This is a genomic window from Gallibacterium genomosp. 3, assembly GCF_001678475.1.
Classification (GTDB): domain Bacteria; phylum Pseudomonadota; class Gammaproteobacteria; order Enterobacterales; family Pasteurellaceae; genus Gallibacterium; species Gallibacterium faecale.
Genome location: NZ_JTJR01000045.1, coordinates 1 through 16,930, shown reverse-complemented (window position 1 = coordinate 16,930; position 16,930 = coordinate 1). Strand labels below are relative to the sequence as shown.

Annotated in this window: 13 protein-coding genes and 1 other RNA gene; 4 read left to right on the top strand and 10 right to left on the bottom strand. The window is 35.2% G+C overall.

The window, feature by feature from the left end:
* Nucleotides 1-7: 7 nt before the first annotated feature.
* Nucleotides 8-664, bottom strand: a complete 657-nt coding sequence (gene proQ / locus QV06_RS10035) for an RNA chaperone ProQ (RefSeq protein WP_065238013.1) — start codon at nucleotides 662-664, stop codon at nucleotides 8-10.
* Between the two features lie 212 nt (nucleotides 665-876).
* Here proQ and QV06_RS10030 point away from each other — a divergent pair, with 212 nt between their 5' ends.
* The 4 genes from QV06_RS10030 to yedF all read left to right on the top strand — a co-directional run bounded on the left by QV06_RS10030 (nucleotide 877) and on the right by yedF (nucleotide 6,492).
* Nucleotides 877-2,109, top strand: coding sequence for a paraquat-inducible protein A (locus QV06_RS10030; protein WP_065238012.1), 1,233 nt, complete (start codon nucleotides 877-879; stop codon nucleotides 2,107-2,109).
* Complete coding sequence (locus tag QV06_RS10025; protein ID WP_065238011.1) at nucleotides 2,093-4,744, top strand: PqiB family protein; 2,652 nt, start codon at nucleotides 2,093-2,095, stop codon at nucleotides 4,742-4,744. The genes QV06_RS10030 and QV06_RS10025 overlap by 17 nt, the downstream gene beginning before the upstream one ends.
* Nucleotides 4,745-5,052: 308 nt before the next feature.
* Nucleotides 5,053-6,240, top strand: coding sequence for a selenium metabolism membrane protein YedE/FdhT (gene yedE, locus QV06_RS10020; protein ID WP_065238010.1), 1,188 nt, complete (start codon nucleotides 5,053-5,055; stop codon nucleotides 6,238-6,240).
* A 9-nt stretch (nucleotides 6,241-6,249) separates the two neighbouring features.
* A complete protein-coding gene (yedF, locus tag QV06_RS10015; RefSeq protein ID WP_065238009.1) occupies nucleotides 6,250-6,492 on the top strand; it encodes a sulfurtransferase-like selenium metabolism protein YedF in 243 nt (80 codons plus the stop codon).
* A gap of 524 nt (nucleotides 6,493-7,016) precedes the next feature.
* Here the strand turns inward: yedF and QV06_RS10010 are convergent.
* The 9 genes from QV06_RS10010 to QV06_RS09970 form a co-directional block, all read right to left on the bottom strand.
* Nucleotides 7,017-7,586, bottom strand: a complete 570-nt coding sequence (locus QV06_RS10010; RefSeq protein WP_065238008.1) for a hypothetical protein — start codon at nucleotides 7,584-7,586, stop codon at nucleotides 7,017-7,019.
* Between the two features lie 335 nt (nucleotides 7,587-7,921).
* Nucleotides 7,922-8,019: signal recognition particle sRNA small type (gene ffs, locus QV06_RS10005), an RNA gene on the bottom strand.
* 123 nt (nucleotides 8,020-8,142) lie between these two features.
* Nucleotides 8,143-10,068 carry an ABC transporter ATP-binding protein gene (locus QV06_RS10000; RefSeq protein WP_065238007.1) on the bottom strand — a complete coding sequence of 642 codons (1,926 nt, stop codon included), beginning with the start codon at nucleotides 10,066-10,068 and terminating at the stop codon, nucleotides 8,143-8,145.
* 140 nt (nucleotides 10,069-10,208) lie between these two features.
* Nucleotides 10,209-11,543, bottom strand: coding sequence for a surface lipoprotein assembly modifier (locus QV06_RS09995; protein ID WP_167348606.1), 1,335 nt, complete (start codon nucleotides 11,541-11,543; stop codon nucleotides 10,209-10,211).
* 160 nt (nucleotides 11,544-11,703) lie between these two features.
* A complete protein-coding gene (locus tag QV06_RS09990) occupies nucleotides 11,704-12,480 on the bottom strand; it encodes a hypothetical protein (protein WP_065238005.1) in 777 nt (258 codons plus the stop codon).
* Between the two features lie 420 nt (nucleotides 12,481-12,900).
* Nucleotides 12,901-13,818, bottom strand: a complete 918-nt coding sequence (locus tag QV06_RS09985) for a siderophore ABC transporter substrate-binding protein (RefSeq protein ID WP_065238004.1) — start codon at nucleotides 13,816-13,818, stop codon at nucleotides 12,901-12,903.
* A 34-nt stretch (nucleotides 13,819-13,852) separates the two neighbouring features.
* Nucleotides 13,853-14,614, bottom strand: a complete 762-nt coding sequence (locus tag QV06_RS09980) for an iron ABC transporter ATP-binding protein (protein ID WP_065238003.1) — start codon at nucleotides 14,612-14,614, stop codon at nucleotides 13,853-13,855.
* Nucleotides 14,605-15,570 (bottom strand): iron chelate uptake ABC transporter family permease subunit, encoded by a 966-nt coding sequence (locus QV06_RS09975; protein WP_065238002.1) that lies wholly within the window; start codon nucleotides 15,568-15,570, stop codon nucleotides 14,605-14,607. Before QV06_RS09975 ends, QV06_RS09980 begins: the two co-directional genes overlap by 10 nt.
* A 62-nt stretch (nucleotides 15,571-15,632) precedes the next feature.
* Nucleotides 15,633-16,505 (bottom strand): ABC transporter permease, encoded by an 873-nt coding sequence (locus QV06_RS09970; RefSeq protein ID WP_280641934.1) that lies wholly within the window; start codon nucleotides 16,503-16,505, stop codon nucleotides 15,633-15,635.
* Nucleotides 16,506-16,930 lie beyond the last annotated feature (425 nt).

Below are 16,930 nucleotides of genomic sequence, written 5' to 3'. Positions count from 1 at the left end.
CTGCTAATTAAAGTTGAAATACTCTATCTTCAGTAACTGTTAAAATCAAACCTTGTGCTAATTCAACACGTACACTGTCTTTATTAACCGCAATCACAGTCGCTACTTGTGTCTTTTCACCTACTTTAATTTTAACCTGTTGAGTTTCTTGTAGATTAGATAAATCAACTGGTACTAATGCAGGTCTGCGTCTAACGCCACCTTTTGCAGCGCCTTTTTTGTAATTTGGCTTACGTGTTCTTTGCTCTTTTGGCTGTTTATCGCGCGCTTCAGCAGCTTTACCAAATTTTTTCGCTTTGCTTTCTTGTAAGCGTTGTTCCGCATGAGCAATATGTTGTAATTCAACTTCACCACAAGGATTACCGTCTAAATCGACACGTTTAGCCCCCGGTTTATACCCATGAAGATAACGCCAACCTGCTGTATATTGACGTAATGCACGACGTAACTGGCTATTTGAAACAGTTTCATCATCTTTTAATCTTTCTGCAAGATCTTGGAAAATCCCGATTTTTAACGGTTTTGCTTCACCTTGAGTAGAAAAGCAGAGAGGGAATTTTTCGGTTAAATATGCAATAACTTGGTTGTTTTCTTGGAATTTATTTTTTGAAGTTGTTTCAGCATTAACTTGCTGTTCATTTTTATTTTCTGTTTCTAACGACATAGTCCTACTCGTAATTGTCAAAAACTGTCCTAAATTAGACCTACCTACTCGTATCAATCTGACTTTAATCTAAAAAATCAGCCAATATTGACGCCTATTTGAAATTCAAATCGATAAGATTATTTACTTGTATATTCTCTCTTTATTTATATACTTGTTCAACAACTTTATTGGCTTATTTAAACTAATAGTGTCATTCCAAGCAAATTTCAATGTTAATTAAAGCGTTTTCTTCATCTGATACCACAGAACGTGCTATTTGTTGTGATATTTGTGATCATGCAATGTTACTACCGCCATTACAAAAGCACCAAAAAGCAAATTGCCCGCATTGCCACCATACTGTACGGGTAGGTAATCTTTGGAGTTTAAAACGTTGTTCAATCTTAGCATTATCTATTTTGATTTTGATGCCACTCGCATTTTCCTTCCCATTACTTAATATTCAACTATTGGGTACACCAGTCTATGCCTCAATTTGGAGTGGTGTTTGGAAGATGGCGACAGAAGGGTATCCATATAGTGCCTTTTTAGTTTTATTCTGTGCGATTGCGATGCCCATTGCCTTTGTCGTAATCATCATTTTGTTACAACTTTGCTATCTATTTAAAATCAACGCAAAAATGTTGTTACTCTCACTTAATTATATTAAGTCTTGGGTAATGCTAGATGTCTATTTGATTTCACTTGGTGTAGCAGCTTTTAAAGTAAGAGAATATGCAAGTATTTCATTTACGACCTATTTAGTACCTTTTGTGTTGGTTACTTTTCTCACGATTCTGTTATTTATTAAAACATCCCCAAAACAGTTTTGGGATAAATTTTATCCACCAGAGAATATTACTAGTGAACATTTACGCTATTGTGTCACTTGTGGCTTAAGCTTCCCCGCTGATCAAACTATTGGTCATTTCTGCCCACGTTGTCACGCAAATACAGCGATTGATTCTAATCTTATTTTACAGCGAACTTGGAGTACATTAATCGCTGGTGCAATTATGTTGCTGCCCGCCAATTTTTTACCGATCTCTATCGTCTATGTAAATGGTGCACCTACTGCTGATACCTTAATGTCAGGTGTCATCTCTTTTATTAAGATGGGAAACTACAGTATTGCAGCGATTGTTTTTATTGCCAGCATCTTTGTTCCTGTCTGTAAGATCTTAATTATGCTTTATTTATTAGGTTGCATTCATTTTGGATATGGTAAAAATATTCACTTACAAATGAAGTTATTTGAAATCGTTCACTTTGTAGGACGTTGGTCAATGCTCGATCTTTTCGTTTTATCCTTAATGATGTCATTAGTGACTCGAGGACAAATTATTAGTTTTTCAGTAGGTCCTGCAGCCATTTATTTTGGATTGGCTGTGTTCTTAACTATGATTTCTGCTGAAGTTTTTGATACACGATTATTATGGAAAAATTATGAAGCACATCAATAATGCCTCCACTTCTACACCAGCAAAACTTTCTACCATAAAACGGATCTCACCATTCTGGCTACTGCCGTTTATTGCTTTTTGTGTTGGAATCGTTCTTTTTTATCAATTACATAAAGAACAAGGCGAACAAATCACGATCTATTTCTCTGAGGGATCGGGTTTAGTGGCTGAAAAAACACCTATTCGTTATCAAGGCTTACAAATTGGTTTAGTGAAAAAAGTAAATTTCACCCCAGATATGAAATCTGTGCAGGTAACCGCTAATATTTATCCTGAAGCCGTTTCGGTATTAAGAGAGGATACAAAATTCTGGATTGTTCAACCTACTGCGACTTTAGCTGGTGTATCTGGTTTAGATGCGTTAGTTTCAGGAAATTACATCACGCTTTCCCCAGGAAAAGGCGAAGAAGCTGATACCTTTGTAGCTGAAGAAGAAGGTCCTATTGCGGAATTAAATGAAGGCGATTTATTGATCCATTTAGTCGCTGATGATCTTGGTTCAGTAGAAATGGGATCAAGTATTTTCTTCCGTAAGGTACCTGTTGGAAAAGTAAATAACTACGCTTTTACTGATGATAAAAAAGTCGCGATTGACATCATTATTTATAAACAATATGCAAAATTTGTGAAACAGGATAGCCGTTTCTGGAATATTAGTGGGATCAAAGCTGATGCGAGTTTAAGCGGTATTTCTATTAATATGGACAGTGTGCGAGCTATTTTACAAGGTGCCATTGCTTTTGACTCGCCTGATGATAGCCCAGAGGCAAAAACAGATAGTACCTTCTCCCTCTACTCCTCAATCAAGGCTGCTAAACGTGGACTAAATGTTGATATCACTTTACCTCACGACACGGCTGGTTTAAGAGAAAATGAAACTCCTGTCTATTTTCACGACATCCAAGTCGGGGTCTTAAGTGAAATTAGTTATGATGAAGACGATGAAACTGTTGTACATAGCAGTAAAACTTTACAAGCTAAATTGCTTGTTGATCCAAGTATCAAAAATAATCTAAAAACAGGATCTAAAATTGTATTACGCGATCGCCCTTCATTAGCGGAAGTCACAAATATTGCTCAATTCCTACAAGGAAAATATTTTGAAATTGTAGAAGGCTCTGGAAAACCTGCTTTATCCTTTGAGGTGATTAAACAATCTGAATTATTACTACAACAACCGGGAATCTTGCTATTAACCCTCACTGCTCCACAAACATATAATATTGAAGAAGGGCAACCTGTTGTTTATAACGGCTTAAAAATCGGGGAAATTGTTTCCCGCCAAGTTGATATTAACCATGTTTCTTTTCAAGTCGTTATTTTGTCAGCTTACCGCCATTTAATTAATGCAGATACCCTATTTGTTGCAGCAAGTAACTTTAATTTAAATCTCAGCAGTGATGGTGTGCAGGTTAGTGTAGATTCGCCACGTAAATGGTTACAAGGCGGAATTAATGTTTTACTTCAATCTAATAAACGGAGTAAACCGCTCTCCGAATATCCACTCTATGAAAACAGTAGTAATGCACTCGCAGGCATTACTTCTAATGAAATTAAACCAACGATTGTCCTTACAACGGCTGAATTACCTGATATTAGCGAAAATTCGCTTGTCCTCTACCGCCGTTTACCTGTGGGTAAAATTTTAACTATTACGCCAACAAAACAGGGTTTTAATGTTGGTGTATTTATTAATCAACAATATCGTCATCTCTTTACTAAACAAAGTCGTTTCTGGGCGGAAAGTGCAGTACAAGTTGATGTTTCATTACAAGGTGTAGATATTAAAGCAGCACCAATATCTCGTATTTTAAAAGGGGCAATTAGCTTTGAAAATGTGAATAGTGGTGGAGAACAAACGCTGCTCTACCCAGATAAAACAACTGCACTTTCTGCAGGACAAGAAATTCAATTAATTGCCAATGATGCGAGTAATCTTGCCATAGGTATGCCATTACGCTATTTAGGCGTTACTATTGGTGAAATTAAGAAAATTTCCCTTGATCAGAAAAAACAACAGGTGATTGCTAACGCTTTAATCACGGGCAATTACTTTTCCCAATTAAGCAAACAAGGCAGCCAATTCTCCGTAGTTACCCCGCAAATTTCTGCGGGTGGCGTGCAAAATCTAGATGCCTTGTTTAAACCTTATATTGATGTCAGTTTTGGTAGTGGTAATAGCCAAACACGTTTTAAATTAACGCAAAGTGCCGACAGTAATAAGTATCGTCACGGTTTCCCATTAGTTGTAGAAACTGAAAATGCAGCCTCACTTTCTATTGGCGCACCTGTGTTATATCGGGGGATTCAAGTTGGTGAAATTCGCAATATTCAATTAAATACCACTGCTGATCGCGTGTTTGTTGATATTATTCTTGATCAACAATATCGCCATTTAGTTCGCCAAAATAGTGAATTCTGGCTTGCGTCTGGTTATTCGTTAGATGTAGGCTGGAGTGGTGTTAATTTAGAAACAGGTACCACACAACAACTTCTACGTGGTGGTATCGCATTCTCTACGCCATCAGGCAAAGTTGTACAACCTGTTGCAAAACCTTATCAGCATTTCTTACTCCAAACTAAAAAACCAGCTGACAGTCAAACTTGGAATCAAGGCAGTGCTACACAGGAATAAGGTAACTGAATAATCTTTTGATCTACACCTAGTTTTAGGTGTAGATCTCATCATTAACTATTCTAAATTTGGATTTCCTCAAAATCGAATCTACTAAACAATACAAATTTTCCTCTATTTAACTTGAACTACAACTTCTTTTTATCTTATTCCACTGTTAGAATGTCAGCGGTTTTGAACCATTTCATTATATCGCAAGGTTTTGTGTGTAAAGAGATGATCAATGCGTTATCTTCTCTATCGTATTCTCACTTAATTTACCTCTCTAAACTTTGCTCTATTTCATCAATTTTTTTGTAGGACTTTGTATGATTTGGCAACGTTTTAAACAAGATTTTTTAATCAAATTCTGGAATCCTGTCCCAGCAGTAATTGCAGCTGGTATTCTATCCGCTTATTACTTTGGCTTAACTGGCACTTATTGGGCAGTTACTGGAGAATTTACCCGTTGGGGTGGTGAGATTTTACAGGTACTTGGGGTCAATGTAGATAACTGGGGCTATTATCAAATCATCAAACTAGATGGTACCGTTTTTACCCGAGTTGATGGGGTTATGATCCTAGGAATGTTCGCTGGCTGTATTTCCGCTGCATTATGGGCGAATAATGTAAAATTACGCCGTTCACAAAATAAAATTCGGATTGTACAAGCAATCATTGGCGGTATGTTAGCTGGGTTTGGCGCTAGATTAGCAATGGGCTGTAATCTCGCTTCATTTTTTACTGATATTCCACAATTCTCATTTCATGCCTGGTTATTCACCTTAGCCACTGCGATTGGCTGTTATTTTGGTGCGAAATTTTCACTTCTCCCAATATTTAGAATTCCAGTCAAAATTATCAAAGTAAATGCCCAAAAACCACTTGAACAAAATCAAGCTAAAGCCCGCCGTCATTTTCGTTTAGGAATGTTAATTTTCTTCGCATTTTTGACTTGGGCAACCTTTACCTTATTTCAGGCGCCAAAACTTGGCTTTGCTATGCTGTGTGGTTTAGGTTTTGGATTACTTATCGAACGAGCACAAATTTGCTTTACCTCAGCTTTCCGCGATCTGTTTATTACAGGACGTACTACGATGCTTAAAGCTATTATCTTTGGGGTAATGGTTGGAACTATTGGTGTGTATAGTTATATTCAAATTGGTTTAACTCCAAAAATTATGTGGGCTGGGCCAAATGCTATTCTTGGTGGACTTCTGTTTGGCTTTGGGATTGTGCTGGCTGGTGGCTGTGAAACTGGCTGGATGTATCGTGCGGTGGAAGGGCAAGTCCATTTTATGTGGGTTGGCTTTGGTAATGTTATCGGTTCAACCTTGCTGGCTTATTGGTGGGATGATCTTGCCCCATATCTGGTTTTAGATTACGAGAAGATCAATTTATTAAAATCATTAGGCGCTGCGGGTGGTTTAATCGCAAATTATGCCTTACTGATTTTATCGTTAATTGCTGTTCTTTGGTGGGAACAAAAATTCTTTCAAAAACGTTTAGCTAAATAAGGAAAAATTATGCTTAATCCTAAAGAAATTATTCCGACTTACCGCTTAGATATGACAGGGGAACCTTGTCCTTATCCTGCGGTTGCAACGCTTGAAGTAATGCCAACATTAAATAGCGGTGAAATTTTAGAAATTATCAGCGATTGCCCACAATCAATTAATAATATTCCTGTTGATGCAAAGAATCACGGATATAACGTATTATTAATTGAGCAAGATGGTCCAACCATTCGTTATTTAATTCAGAAATAGTCAATAATTAAGTGGCCTAATGCTTTTATTGTGGGTATTTAAGCCACTTCTAAATAATTCAATAAATTTCATTCACTTCCTCTAAATTTAATTAAAGGGAGTTCTGCTTAACTCAAATCTATATAATATTGTTAAAAATATTATTTTTCTCTCTTTCTATCTTTTCAGATTATATTTAGTTTTATTAATCCACTAATTATATTAATAAGTGGCACAAAATTTCTTCTATTATCTAATTTAGCTACTAAAAAATTAGATAATCAGTATTTTTTCTCTATTATACCTTTGATAAATTCAGATTTATCTTCTTCTGAATACAGACTTTCTCTTGAATAATCATATATAATATTAGTTTAAAAACTTTCTTTTTTTGATAAAGAAAATTGCAGAAAACATAGAGTTTCACTTCGCCATCACATCTAGCCAATATCTAGGCAGAAATACCAAATCAGCTCAAAATAATGGTGAAGTTAGCCAGAGAAAAAGTAAGAGAAAGGGTAGAATACTGATAATATAACTAATAATTAAACAATTTGCTCAATTAAACATTGTTGGCATAAAGCAAATTTCTTATCAAAATCTTTTAATAAATCTTTCATTTGTTGATAAGATTTTCCGTAAAAATAAAAATAGGTATGTTCTAATTCTTCGTAGCTATAAAAAACAAAATAACCTGTTAAAACTTCCATCATTGTATCAATAACATCATTGATATTATTATCTTGATAAACTTCCTTCGGTAAATCCTGTCCATTAAAGCGATAACATAAGCATTCTAAATCACCGATTGCTATTTGCATTGGTTCACTATTTTCGACTGCTTCATTTTCATAATAGCTGATTTCAGAACCTTTTGGATTAGGTAAACTTTTTAAGAATTGGATAACTTGATCAAGATCTTCCTTTAAACAAATAAAATTTATATCGCAAGAATCAATAGTACCATCTTCGTTTTGATATGTGCCACCACCGTTAATTTCACAAGGAATTTGATATTCATTGATCAATTTTTCAATATTGTCTTCTATATCATGGCGGAGAAAAGGTTGTAATTTTGCGTTGATTTTAAGATTAACAAGGATTTGACTTTTCATGATACTTACCCTTACATAGTAAATTTAAGCATTATAAAAAAATTGGTATGGATAGCAAAGATATTAAGAATATTTATTTAAGACATATAATTTTGTAATGAACAATGCAGAAAAATAGAGCTGTCTGCAAAGTGTTGTTGTTCTATAAATATGATCCTATTATTAATAGATTTCTTATCTGGCTAATAAGTATAATAAAATAATCGTCCACAAGCGGTTAACATAAACTCTCATCATTTTGATCTCTAAAACATATTCATTATTACGAATACCTTTTCAAAATAGAGGATCATTCTAGAAAATTTTTAAGGGATAATTTATACAAAATGGCGGAGGCCTTTTCAGCTGAATCTCGGCACACAAAGTTCTAACTTGGGCTGCTTTCTTCCGAACCTGACCCGCTGAGCTAGAGTTTGTTGCGAGGAACCGAAAAGGCCTCCATTGAAGATGTCGAAAAGACGGCTCGCATTATCTGATAAATAGTGCGGAAATGCAAGCCAGTCTGGCGTTGTTGCTTATTCTTTTAGCATTTTCCTAAATTTTCTTAGCAATCGACTTAACCATTAGCAATTTCTTCTAATTCAGCCCAACGTGTTAATGCATCATCTAAGGCTTGTTCTTGCTCTGCTAATTGCTGTAATTTTTGGCTAGTTACCTCATTTGCCTGCGTAAAGAAATCTGGGCTATTAATTTCTGCCTGTAATTGTTGAATCTGTTGTTCTAATGTTTCTAACAATGTTGGCATTTGAGCTAATTCTTGCTGTTCTTTATACGAAAGTTTTACTTTACGTACTTTATTGGCTCGAAAATCCTGTTTTTTATCTTGTTTTTTATCTTCAGTTTCAACTTTTACTGTTTTGGCTTCCGTTTGTTTTTGCGCTAATACATTCGCTTGCTGCTGCTTCGCATCATGATAACCACCAACATATTTATTTAAGATGCCATTTCCTTCAAAAATAAAGCACTCTGTTGCCGTATTATCAATAAACTGACGATCGTGGCTAACAATAATCACAGTACCCGCATACTCTGTGAGTAACTCTTCCAATAACTCCAATGTTTCTACATCTAAATCATTGGTTGGTTCGTCTAAAATTAATAAATTGTTCGGTTTTAACAATAATTTGGCTAATAACAGACGATTTTTTTCACCGCCTGATAACGCCTTAACAGGGGTCATCGCCCGCTTCGGTGGAAATAAGAAATCTTGCAAATAACCAAGCACATGACGTTTTACGCCATTCACTTCAACATCTTGCTTACCATCAGCAACATTATCCATTACTGTTTTTTCTGGATCTAACATCGAACGATATTGATCAAAATAAGCAACTTCAAGTTTTGTCCCAGTATGCACCCACCCTGAAGTAGGTTGTAATTCCCCTAACAACAACTTAATAAAGGTGGTCTTTCCACACCCATTTGGACCAATTAAAGCAATCTTATCACCACGCAAAATTGTGGTCGAAAAATCCTTTAATAACACCTTATCGCCAATTTGATAATTGAGATCTTCAATTTCAAATACAATTTTGCCAGAACGCACCGCATTATCGACTTGGATATTCGCTTTCCCCATTACATCACGACGTTGACGGCGTTCCTCACGCATTGCTTTTAACGCACGTACTCGCCCTTCATTTCGTGTACGTCTTGCTTCAATTCCTTTACGAATCCAGACTTCTTCTTGTGCTAAACGTTTATCAAATAATTCATTCTGCAACGCTTCTACACGTAGATTTTCCTCTTTCTCTTGCAAATATTGTTCATAATTACCTGGGTAAGAAACCAATTTGCCACGATCTAAATCAATAATCCGCGTTGCCATTCGGCGAATAAACGCACGGTCATGCGAAATGAAAACGATACTACCTTTAAACTCAAGTAACAGATTTTCTAACCAAGTTATGGTATCTACATCTAGATGGTTGGTTGGCTCATCTAATAGAAGTAAATCGGGTTCTCTGACTAATGCTCTAGCTAACGCTGCTTTACGTTGCCAACCGCCAGAAAGCTCAGCCAACGCCACATCTGGATTTAAACCTAAGCGAGCTAAAACCTCTTGAATTCGATTTTCAAAACGCCAGCCATTTAAATGCTCAAGCTGCATCTGAATCTCAGATAAACGCACTAATGTTTTCTCTTGATAGTCTTGCGCTAGCTGTAAAGATAATTGATGATACTCTTTTAATAATTGTGCTAAATCTTCAATCCCTTCTGCAACATAATCAAATACTGTCCCTTCAATATGACGAGGTGGATCTTGTTCTAAGCGGGCAATAATACGATCTTTTTCAATAATTAATTGTCCATCATCAAGCCCAGCTTGCCCTGCGAGAATTTTTAAAAGTGTTGATTTACCCGCACCATTACGTCCAACTAAACAAACTCGCTCACCAGCTTCGATTGTCATATCGGTATGATCTAATAATGGATGATCACTAAAAGAGAGGTATGCACCAGAAAGGGTTAAGATTGCCATAGTTTACCTATTACTTGTTTTACCACTTATTTTCGGGCGCATATTGTAACAAAAATTTAGGGGATTCCCATTAAAAGTAAAAGGATAATTATCCCCATAACAAAAACTTTCTAAGTTTTGCAGAAGATGATAAAAAACACTTAAAAGGTCTTTTCAAAGACTAAATTGATATTCTTATCTGTATAAGTATACATTGACGGAATATTACTATCTTGTTTTTTCCAAGAGAATTTAAGTTTTGGTGTAATTCCCCAGAAATGCCAATCACGTTTCCACAGAGTAAGATGAGCTTGATATACCCGATCAGATCGAATTTTTCCTAATGGAAGTACATTACCTAATACTGCTTCATCTTGGTAGTTTCTTCTGGTTAATGACAAGTTTAAACGAGATGAAATCCCTTGATACCACTCTTGTCCCCAACCAAGTCTTAATGTTTGAGCCGTATAGCTATATTGTTTTACTGAGGTATGCTCCCGCTGAAGATCCATTCCTCCATAAAAATACTGCTGCGGATTACGTAGCCACAATAAAGTAAAAGAGGCTAATTGGCTATGTCCATTCAAAGAGGGAGTCGCAAAATAGCGTTGTTTAGCATATTCAAGTGCAGTAGAAACTTGCCAATTTGCTGATAACCATTGATTCCATTCCCCACGTACACCATTCGCCCACCGATAACGTTTATCCCCAATCCAACGACGTTCATAAAATGGTAATAGTCGCCATGTTTGTGTGGCACTTTTATGGGTATAGCCTAAATAAGTTCGATTTAAAACATCATTATAATCTCGATTATCCCAATAGAACTTACCAACTAGCGTATTCTCAAACGAAAGATAATGTGCTGCAAATAAATTGAAATCACGTGCTAAATTAACACTATAAGCTAAACCATGTGCCGTTTGTGGTAACATTTGATCCGATTTAATGAATCCCGTATGTTCAATTTCTCTCGTTGCAGAAGCATTATTGACGTTATCTTCTTGTAAATAATTAACTGCAAAACTGCTCTTCCATTCCGATCGCTGTTCAATCGCTTGTAAATAATGTTCAATCAATAATTGAATCGGTTGTGGTACTTTCTGTTCTACTTTTGCTTTATTAAATTGTTCTTTAGCAGCACTATTTTGTTGATCTCTAAACAAGCTAATCGCTAACGCAATACGAACAGGATTTAACCTTGGATCAATCGCTAAAATTTGACGAAATTTCGTAATAGCCAATTCATAGTGTTGTTGTGCTTCAGCTAAAGTACCTTCAGCAAAAAGAACTAAAATTTCATCTTTAATTGGAAAATGACGATAAATCGGCAACACCTTAGCAATGACCGCAATATTTCGTTGCAAAATAGCCTGATTTAATATTTGTGCTGCTAATTGTGGATTCTTTTCAATCTCCACTAACGAAATTTTTGTTGTTTTAACAGTGATATTCGCTGTTTCAGGTAACTTCTGCGGAACCTCTGGCTTAGCCACTTTAGTTATCTCTTCCACCTCTCGAGGTAGCTCTAAAACAGTGTTCCTTTCCGCATTGACTGATAAAGCAGACAGATAAATAGGAAATAATAGCGTTATAAATAAATTTTTGTTCATTTTGTATATTTAAGAAAAAGCCCGCTATGCGGGCAAAAATAAGTTATTGAATACTTCCTGAAAAAACACCACTTGCTATTTTTTCACCATCTTTATTTACTTCAAACTTACCAAAGGTCATATCGGTTTTACTCTCTCCACCAGCTAATACCCCTTCATAAGTACCTATAATGTCATCGTTTTCTATTGTTTTATTCTCAGACATCGTTAACGACCCGTGATATCCATTATCTTGTAAAATAGCTTTATTTAAATTAGTAAATTCTTCATTTTCAAGACTAATTGTTCCTGTTACTTCATTATCATGAATATTTAAAATTAAATTTCCATTAATTTGTTCCCATGTTTTTACATTTGTCATATGAACTTGCCCATTATAATGAGCACTTAATGATCTAAACTTTAGTTCTTTCAACTTGTATTCTTCATCTACATGATAAAAATATTCTCGAACTTTATTGTTATTGATTGTTTTATCAATATATCCATAATCTGCGTAGCTAAAATTGCGGATATCAGGATCTACTGCATCTATCTTTAAGCTATGTTTGCTTTCTTGATTCTGTTGAGAAACTTGCCGGTTAATTTCAGCTGTTGCATCATTGACCATCTCTATTATTGCATTATTTTTGGCTTCCTGTTGAGTTTCTTCATTTTTATTTTCATAATTTTTAGTTTTATTTATTTCAATTCTATTTGCATTAATTTCTTTTTGAACTTCATTAACTGAAGTTGATGTAGATGATGAACCACCACCAGAACAAGCCACAATATTAAGAATAACAGCAACAACTAACATTATTAACTTCACTAGTTTCATTTAACTCTTTCCTTTAATAATCATAATAAAATTTATTCACCTTTAGAAAAGCGAGCTAACTATATATATTATTCAGAAAAACACAATAAAATATTGTTAATTTTTTCGTAATATTATGAAATTACTTTGTTTTGTTATGAAATTAATTTCAATAGTTAAATAAATATTAAAAAATAAAATTTGACTAAAAAAACGATTACATTAAAAATAACACATTGATTAACAATTATTTTTATAAATACAAAATAATGAATTTGTTAATAAAAAGTAAAACTATGATTTGTGTTACATTGAAATGTAACAACAATTAGAAAGGGAAATTTGACTAGAAAACTTAAATTAGACTAACAACAATTATTTATATAAAAAATGGCAGACATTATTACCAAATATCTGTCATTTTATTTCTTAATAATTTAATTATTTTACGGCTTGTTCTAATTCATCAACCATCATTTCGGATGCTTTTAGTCCACCAAACGCCAAATACCAATTAGCGGCATCTAAATAAACAATATGTTTTTGTTGATATGCGTTAGTTTTCTTAATTAAATCATTTTCTAAAACAACTTTAGCATTATCTTTTTTCTCAGTAATTGCTGCTGTACGATCAACCACTAATAAATAGTCTGGATTTTTCTCTAATATATACTCAAAACTAACACTCATACCGTGAGTAGAAGATTTGATATTTTTATCTGCTGGTGTGAATCCAAATTTTTGATAAACCAAACCATAACGAGAAGTATCGCCATACGCACTAATTCTATTTTCATTTACTAATACCAATAGTGCTGTTTTGCCTTTGGTTAGTGCTGCTAATTGATTCACTCTGCTTTCTAAATTAGCAATTTTCTCTTTAGCCAACGCTTCTTTATTCACAATCTTGCCAAGAATTTCAATATTATTGACTAATGATGGATAGAAGTTAGTAAAGTCATTTTGATAATAAAAAACAGGGGCAATTTCTTTAAAACGATCTAACATTTTTTGCTGACGGCCTGACGCAATAATTAAATCTGGTTTTAATTCATTAATCTTTTCAAATGCAGGCTCTGGTAACGATCCTACATTCGCAAAACTGTCCGCTTTGAATGATTCTAAATAAGCTGGTAATGCAGTTGATTTTGGAATCCCAACAATGCGATCAGTTGCACCTAATTCACGTAATGTATCCGCTACACCATAATCTAATACCACAATGCGTTTTACGTCTTGTGGGATCAGTTGTTCCCCAACTGGTGTTGCGACGGTTATCTCTTTTGCTTGACTCGCTAAACTGGTGAATAAGCTAAGCAAGCCTAACAGTCCTACTGCAAATTTGATCGTTTTTTTCATTTCTCACTTCTCCTTAATTAAATACGAATAACAACTAACGAAAATAAGTGGCAATACGTTGCCCATTAATCTGTTGGATAGGAATATGCATATCATAAATATTGGCTAATACTTCAGTTTGCATAATGGTTTCTACCGACCCTTCTGCTACTAATCTACCTTGTTGCATCGCAATAATATGATCGGCATAGCAGGAGGCAAAATTAATATCATGAATCACGATCACCACCGTCTTACCTAAATTTTCGACTAACTTACGTAATACCTGCATAATTTGTACTGAGTGTTTCATATCTAAATTATTCAGTGGTTCATCTAATAAAATATAGTCGGTATCTTGTGCTAGCGTCATCGCAATATATGCTCGTTGCCGTTGTCCACCACTTAATTGATGAATCTGTTTATCGCGCAACGCATCTAAATTCATATAATTAATTGCATGATCAATCGCTTGATGATCTGCCTTAGTTAAGCGACCTTTGCTATAAGGGAAACGCCCAAATGCAACTAACTCTACAACAGTTAAGCGTAAATGAATATGGTTACTCTGCTTTAGAATCGCTAATTGGCGGGCAATAGCTTCGCTACTTTGTTGTTGTAAAGGCGTGCCATTTAAAATCACCTCGCCTTGATCTGCTTGTAATAGACGACTCACAATTGCCAATAAAGTACTTTTCCCTGCACCATTTGGCCCGATAAAAGCGGTTATTTTCCCTTGTGGAATCGTTAATGAAACATCATCGACCACTAACTGCTGGCCAAAAGTTTTACTAATATGCTTTAGTTCTATTGCCATGCTTTATTTGTCCTAAGTAATAAATAAATGAAATACACCCCACCAATAAAATTCACCAAAATACTTAATGTTGTTTTAAAGGTAAGGATTTGCGCCACAATAAATTGTCCTAATACCAAAGTGATAATTGTGATTAATACTGCGCTCGGAATTAACCATCTATGCTGATGACGAGGCATAAATTCAAACGTAATATTCATCACCAGTAAGCCTAAAAAGGTAATTGGTCCAACTAACGCAGTCGCAATCGAAACCAAAATAGTGATAATCAGCAATAATTGTTTGGTTACTCGCTTATAATTCACCCCTAAATTAATTGCCTGATCACGTCCTAATGCCAGTACATCAAGCACTCGGAAATAACGAATACTTGCCAGCGCAGTAATAAAAATAATTGCTGTCGCTATCCATAAAATATTGGTATTAATCCGATTAAAACTTGCAAAACCAATATCTTGCGTAATTTGAAATTCATTAGGATCAATTAACACTTCCATAAACGTTGTCATACTTTGGAAAAGCGTACCAAATACAATTCCCACCAAGAGCAAGAAAAACATACTCTGCTGTTCTTGTTGGAATAACAAACGATAAAGCAATAACGCAAAAATCATCATCACCGCAGTGGAGAAGAAAAAGAGTCCTATTGAATCAATAGCCAATAAAGCGGCTGAACCTGAAGCAAAAATAATTGCTGTTTGAATAAATAGATATAAAGAATCTAATCCCAACACACTTGGAGTTAAAATGCGATTATTCACTAAAGGCTGAAACAACAGAGTAGCTAAGGCAATCGCCGTCCCCGTTGCGATAATCGCTAACAATGACAAACTCCGATGGGTTAAGGCATATTCCCAACGAGAAGGTAACTGATAAAACAAATAGCCAGCACTCACTACCACTACAAGTAATATCAATAAAACCATTTTTAATTTAGCCGACACCAAACTACGCATTACGATACCTTTTCAACAACAAATACAGGAAGATCGCACTACCAAACACGCCCATAACTGCATTAATTGAAGTAAATCACCACTCTACCTAAAATATCGCAGCATAGAACAAAGATAGCGCCAAGAATGGCGGTATGCGAAAGTGTTTTACGTAGATTGTCGCCTAAATAAAGTGTCACAATATTTGGTACAATCAAGCCAAGGAATGGAATCACACCTACTGTTACAATTACAATCGCTGATACAATCGAAACTATTGCTAAACCTAGATACAACACTTGTTTGTAATTCAATCCCAGATTAGTAGCAAACTCCTCGCCCATTCCCACAATAGAAAAGCGTTGGGCAAAAATATAGGCTAATAGTAAGGTGGGAATACTGATATAGAGCATTTCATAACGCCCACTCATAATCAGAGAAAAATCCCCTTGTAACCACGCAGAGAGGTTTTGTAGTAAATCTTGTTGATAAGCGATAAAAGCAGTAATTGAGCTAATAATATTGCCAAACATAATGCCAACTAATGGCACAAAAATGGTATCTGTAAATTTTAGTTTTGCGAGTAAAGTCATAAACAGCAATGACCCAGCAAAAGCAGCAATAATCGCCACGGCGGATTTTAATAACATTGACGCATTTGGAAAAAATAAAATCGCTAATAACACGCCTAATCTTGCACAATCCATTGTGCCGGCAGTAGTAGGCGACACAAAACGATTGCGGCTTAGTTGCTGCATAACTAACCCACAGATACTAAGGCTAGCACCTGCAATCAAAATACTAATTAAACGTGGAACTCGGCTAATCATCAACAATTGCCATTGTTCAGTATCAAACGATAATAAGCCGGTTAAAGTGACCGAACTGACGCCAATGAGCAAGGAAAAGAGCGATAACACGACTAGAAGTAACAACAAATATCGTCGCTGAATCATTATTTATTTTATCCCAACAAACAAAATGAGAATTGTTTTTATTTTTTAGGCGGTCAATATTGCCACTATAAAAAATGAATTTCAAGTAGAAAATCGGGGGAGGTCGGGTAGGCTGCTTGGTAATCAGTAAGAATAGGGAATGGACTGATAAGGGGTGATTGATGATGGCAAATAAAAAACAGTTTGATGACAAAGTCGATTTGATATTTTTAAATATTTTTACTCTAATTCATACTTAGGTTTCGCCCTAAAGGGCGACTTCATTTTCTTTACTTGTGTAAAGAAAACGAAGCAAAAGAAACACACCCTCGCACACTTGCTAATCCTCATTTCAATAAGATTTTCCGGGCGGCAAAAAACAGAGATTTTTCTCACTCCGTTCGAAAAATGATCACTTTTTTTGCCTGAATCTTATTTGCATTCGG

What these genes read in the sequence shown, in the direction of transcription:
- proQ (WP_065238013.1), bottom strand. Translation starts at nt 664, where the DNA reads ATGTCGTTAGAAACAGAAAATAAAAATGAACAGCAAGTTAATGCTGAA.
- QV06_RS10030 (WP_065238012.1), top strand. Translation starts at nt 877, where the DNA reads ATGTTAATTAAAGCGTTTTCTTCATCTGATACCACAGAACGTGCTATT.
- QV06_RS10025 (WP_065238011.1), top strand. Translation starts at nt 2,093, where the DNA reads ATGAAGCACATCAATAATGCCTCCACTTCTACACCAGCAAAACTTTCT.
- yedE (WP_065238010.1), top strand. Translation starts at nt 5,053, where the DNA reads ATGATTTGGCAACGTTTTAAACAAGATTTTTTAATCAAATTCTGGAAT.
- yedF (WP_065238009.1), top strand. Translation starts at nt 6,250, where the DNA reads ATGCTTAATCCTAAAGAAATTATTCCGACTTACCGCTTAGATATGACA.
- QV06_RS10010 (WP_065238008.1), bottom strand. Translation starts at nt 7,586, where the DNA reads ATGAAAAGTCAAATCCTTGTTAATCTTAAAATCAACGCAAAATTACAA.
- QV06_RS10000 (WP_065238007.1), bottom strand. Translation starts at nt 10,068, where the DNA reads ATGGCAATCTTAACCCTTTCTGGTGCATACCTCTCTTTTAGTGATCAT.
- QV06_RS09990 (WP_065238005.1), bottom strand. Translation starts at nt 12,480, where the DNA reads ATGAAACTAGTGAAGTTAATAATGTTAGTTGTTGCTGTTATTCTTAAT.
- QV06_RS09985 (WP_065238004.1), bottom strand. Translation starts at nt 13,818, where the DNA reads ATGAAAAAAACGATCAAATTTGCAGTAGGACTGTTAGGCTTGCTTAGC.
- QV06_RS09980 (WP_065238003.1), bottom strand. Translation starts at nt 14,614, where the DNA reads ATGGCAATAGAACTAAAGCATATTAGTAAAACTTTTGGCCAGCAGTTA.
- QV06_RS09975 (WP_065238002.1), bottom strand. Translation starts at nt 15,570, where the DNA reads ATGCGTAGTTTGGTGTCGGCTAAATTAAAAATGGTTTTATTGATATTA.
- QV06_RS09970 (WP_280641934.1), bottom strand. Translation starts at nt 16,505, where the DNA reads ATGATTCAGCGACGATATTTGTTGTTACTTCTAGTCGTGTTATCGCTC.